Below are 4,648 nucleotides of genomic sequence, written 5' to 3' on the forward strand. Positions count from 1 at the left end.
AACGACGATAGGAGAGAAGTGGAATGTGTGTGGAATGGAATACAACCAAAGTCTCTAATAATTACTAAACTAATGTCTTCTACAAAGACCATTACCCAAACGCTATAAGTCCGTTTACCAATGAATACACTATTGCTGTTAGTAAACCAACTAAAAAAATGGCTACTGATAAAAGTAATATTTTTTGTTTTAGAGCTATTGTCTGACCTAAAAAATAAATATCGTGAATCATTTCATCATAGATTGTTTGCCCTTTTTCCATAATACGTTTGAATTCAGATTTAAATTCTTCTAAAGATAATGAAGAAAAATTTTCCGCATATAGAACTCCTTTATAAGTACTTCTTTTATAGGCTTTACCAAAATAGCGATGTGGAAGCATACTCAACAATGCAAAAACCATTGATAGCATGCTACAAATAAGTAATATTCTTGTTCCCAGTTCAATTTTAAACCCTTGAGTTTTCGGTGCAATATATAATACGCCCAATAAGAGCGAAGTAATAATAGAATTAACAGTAAGTACAATTCTTGCCTTATTGTCAACCATTTTTAACAAGTTATAGTGGTTTCTTGAAAGTGTTCTGAGCAATGTTTGAACGCCTCGGATGTCATATTTGTCCGCTTTTTCCTTTTTTAACTTGATTTCTTCATGCAGCTGTTTATCTTTTCCCATGTTATAGAATTAATTATTAATGTCAATATTCATCATTACTTATAAATTACTTTTACCTCAATGATTGTATCTTTATCTAAATTAAAATTTGCATTTTTAAAATTTGGACGATTGCTTAATCCAAAATCATAATAATTCGAAAATCCTATACCTTCATCTGGTAGTGGCAACATGAACTTTGTATCAATTTTTCCATTGTTGTTTTCATCATGCAAAATGGTTACAGCATAAATGCCTTTTGGTAAATTATGAAATGTAATTTCTGCTTTTTTATGAACAATAGTTGTGTGTTTTTTTCTGAAATATTTTTTAAATTTTTGATCTGGTATAGAACCATCTTTATTGTATAAAGCAAATACCATAGTGCCTTCCGAGTTTTTTAAATCTTCTGTTTTTATTGTTAATGCATAAGAATCTGTGTTACTATTGCTTATTACTGTATAAAACACAAACATACTTAAAATGACTAATTTTTTCATAATAATTTATTAAATTTATCGAAGGTTACATGTGAAAAAGTTAATAACAACAAATGATACTATAATAGTAATAGGGCTGCTACTCTTTCTAATTTGTCTTTTTATAACTCCAAACAGCCAATCCATTCATAACAATTGCATACAGCGACGTTTTAATCAATAGTGGAAGAATATCTATAAATCCAGCACCTTTTAACATCACCATACGCATCACTTCTACAAAGTATTTAATTGGATTAAATTCTGTTATGATTTGAGCCCATTTTGGCATACTTTCAATTGGCGTAAACAATCCACTCATTAAAATAAAAATAACCGTAAAAAACCAAGCTATAAACATCGCTTGTTGTTGTGTATCTGTGAAATTTGAAATGAATAAGCCTATCCCCAAAACGACCAAAAGATAAATGGATGTGTATACATACATAAGTGACAAACTACCTAACATTGGAACATCAAAAATAAGTTTGGCAATAATTAATCCTATGGTCAATAAACCCATTCCTATGACCCAAAACGGAAAGAGTTTCCCTATAATAAACTGACTTTTCTTAATAGGTGTCACGTTGATTTGCTCTAAAGTGCCAATTTCTTTTTCTCTAACGATATTCATTCCCGATAGAAATAAAGTAATCATAGTCACTAATAAAACTAATATTCCGGGAACCATGAACGTTTTATAATTCAAAGTTTTGTTATACCAAAATAATGGAATGGTTTCAATCTTGATTGGTTGCACCTGTTTATCTGAAACTTGTTGTAAATCTATTTTTAAATGTTGATTAAAACGTTGAATTATTTGCGTAATATATACATTTTCAACACCCGCAGCAGCACCATCAATAGCATTAATCGTTAGTCCCAGGCTGTGCTGTTTTTCTTTTTGTAAATCGCGTTCAAAATAATTTGGAATTTCTAAAATAACATCCACTTCGCCCTTTAACATCGCTGAACTTGCCATGCTTTCCGAAGAAAAATCGGTTACTACATTGAAATAGGTTGATGCGGTAAATTGCTCTATTAAAGCTCTAGATGTAGATGTATGGTCATTATCGATGTAACTAAATTTGATGTTCTTCACTTCAAATGTAGCAGCATTAGATAAAATAATGAGTTGGAGTAGTGGCAAAACAAAAATTATAGGAAGCATCCCTTTATTTCTAAAGATTTGCTTAAATTCTTTTTGTATGATATATAGAATTATTTTCATTACTCGAGTCTAATTTTATACTTCTTAACACTTAATGCAATAAAAAACACTGTCATTCCTAATAATATCAAGGTTTCTTTCCATATAAACTGTAAGCCAACACCTTTAAGCATAATTGCTTTCACAATAATGATAAACCATTTAGCAGGAATAATATGACTAATAATTTGTAAGGGTTTTGGCATGCTTGAAATGGGAAAAATAAAACCAGAAAGTAAAATCACAGGAAGCATCAATCCCATTAAAGAAATCATCATTGCTGTTTGTTGTGTTGCTGAAATCGTTGAAATTAAAATGCCTAATGCCAGCGCTGAAATGATGAATAAAATACTCTCCATTGCTAATAAAAACAAGCTGCCTTGTACTGGCATTTTAAAAATAAAAATACTTAAAACAACAATTACAACTGCATTAATAATCGACAAGAAAATATAAGGAAACACTTTACCTATAATTACTTGTATTGGTTTTAAAGGCGACACTAATAAAATTTCCATGGTTCCTAATTCTTTTTCTCTTGTGATAGAAATAGACGTCATCATAGCAGAAACCAACATTAAAATAATAGTCATTACGCCAGGAACAAACATATACACACTTTTTAATTCTGGATTGTACACCATTCGCGATGCTGGCACAATTTGGTAGGGAATACTTATTTCTTTGTTTAGATTTTTTTGATACTTCTGAAGAATCGCATGTACATAATTACTTATCGTATTTGCGGTATTTGGGTCTGTAGCATCTGTAATAATTTGAACAGTAGCTTCGTGGTCTTTCACAAGGTTTTTACTGAAATTTTTTTCAAAATTCAAAACCGCTTTTACTTTTCCTTTTTTAAAAATTGTTTCAATATCTGATTCTTTTTCAATAATCTTTTTAATACTAAAGTATTTGGAAGCAGCTATTTTATTAATAATCTCTTCTGTAGTTGCATCTTTTGAATGATCCAGAATGGCAATATCCACATTATTAATTTCATTGGTAATAGCAAAACCAAACAGTAAAATTTGGGCAATTGGCATTCCGAAGAGAATAAACAACGAGCGTTTATCTCTAAAAATATGGTAGGATTCCTTTTTTATAAAGCCTATAAATCTTTTCATCCTCTAGCCAGTTTTAAAAACACATCGTTCATATTAGCGGCATTAAACTGTTCTTTTAATTTTTTTGGAGTATCTAAAGCTTCAATTTTACCGTTCACCATGATGGAAACACGATCACAATATTCTGCTTCGTCCATATAATGTGTGGTTACAAAAACGGTGGTGCCTTGGTTGGCTGCTTTGTAAATCATTTCCCAAAACTGACGTCTAGTAATTGGATCTACACCTCCTGTTGGCTCATCTAAAAACACAATTTTTGGATCGTGTATTAGTGATACCGAAAAAGACAGTTTTTGTTTCCAGCCTAATGGTAAAGCACCAACTAATTTGTTTGCCACTTCTTCTAGTTTTAATTCTTCAATTAAAGCATTTGATTTTTCTTTGATTCGTTTTCTTGACAAACCATAAATACCGCCAAAAAAAGTAATATTTTCCTTGACGGTTAAATCGTCATACAAAGCAAATTTCTGACTCATATAACCAATATTTTTCTTGATGTCTTCCGCTTGGGTAAAAACATCAAAATCTGCTACTGTTGCCTTACCAGCAGTTGGTTTAGAAATGCCAATTAACATTTTCATTGCTGTGGTTTTTCCTGCCCCATTTGCTCCTAAAAAACCGAATATTTCGCCTTTTTTAACCTCAAAAGTAATGGCATTTACAGCTGCAAAATCTCCAAACATTTTGGTTAATCCTTCTACTTGTATGACTTTGTTGTTATTCATTATTTTGCTAATTCCATAAAGGTATCTTCAATGGTGGCTTCTGTTACTTCAATTTCAATGTTGAATAAATTTTTTGATTCTAAATGCACCTTTAATTCTTCTGGGTTAAAATTTGTTCTGCTGTCTGTATAATGTACAAACTCACCAAAAGGGTAGACGCTATGGTTATATTTATAGTCCTTTAAACTATTAATAAGCTGATACATATTACTTGCTCGTACATTATAGATTTGCTTTGGAAAGTGTTTCACAATCGCTTCAGGTGTATCAATCTGTAAAATCTTGCCATCTTGAATCAATGCAATTCTGTCGCACAAAGCAGCTTCATCCATATAAGGTGTGGATACCAAAATGGTGATGTCTTTTTGCTGCAAACGTTTTAGCATTTCCCAAAATTCTTTTCTTGATACTGGGTCAACTCCTGTTGTTGGCTCATCTAAAAACAGCACTTT

The 4,648-nt window shown here is 31.2% G+C and carries 5 protein-coding genes and 1 pseudogene; all 6 read right to left on the minus strand.

The features are described from left to right. Positions 1–91: 91 nt before the first annotated feature. Complete coding sequence (locus ACJAZK_RS14730) at positions 92–676, minus strand: Pycsar system effector family protein (protein WP_415224697.1); 585 nt, start codon at positions 674–676, stop codon at positions 92–94. 35 nt (positions 677–711) lie between these two features. Next, entirely contained in the window at positions 712–1,155 is a 444-nt protein-coding gene (locus ACJAZK_RS14735) for a DUF2141 domain-containing protein (RefSeq protein ID WP_415224698.1), read from the minus strand. A gap of 88 nt (positions 1,156–1,243) precedes the next feature. After that, entirely contained in the window at positions 1,244–2,365 is a 1,122-nt protein-coding gene (locus tag ACJAZK_RS14740) for an ABC transporter permease (protein ID WP_415224699.1), read from the minus strand. Beyond that, positions 2,365–3,471 carry an ABC transporter permease gene (locus ACJAZK_RS14745; protein WP_415224700.1) on the minus strand — a complete coding sequence of 369 codons (1,107 nt, stop codon included), beginning with the start codon at positions 3,469–3,471 and terminating at the stop codon, positions 2,365–2,367. The genes ACJAZK_RS14740 and ACJAZK_RS14745 overlap by 1 nt, the downstream gene beginning before the upstream one ends. Next, positions 3,468–4,196 (minus strand): ABC transporter ATP-binding protein, encoded by a 729-nt coding sequence (locus ACJAZK_RS14750; RefSeq protein WP_415224701.1) that lies wholly within the window; start codon positions 4,194–4,196, stop codon positions 3,468–3,470. Before ACJAZK_RS14750 ends, ACJAZK_RS14745 begins: the two co-directional genes overlap by 4 nt. Next, positions 4,196–4,648, minus strand: a pseudogene (locus ACJAZK_RS14755) (ABC transporter ATP-binding protein); the annotation flags it as partial. The pseudogene ACJAZK_RS14755 and the gene ACJAZK_RS14750, both read right to left, overlap by 1 nt.

It is taken from the genome of Psychroserpens sp. (assembly GCF_047633235.1).
Lineage (GTDB): Bacteria > Bacteroidota > Bacteroidia > Flavobacteriales > Flavobacteriaceae > Psychroserpens.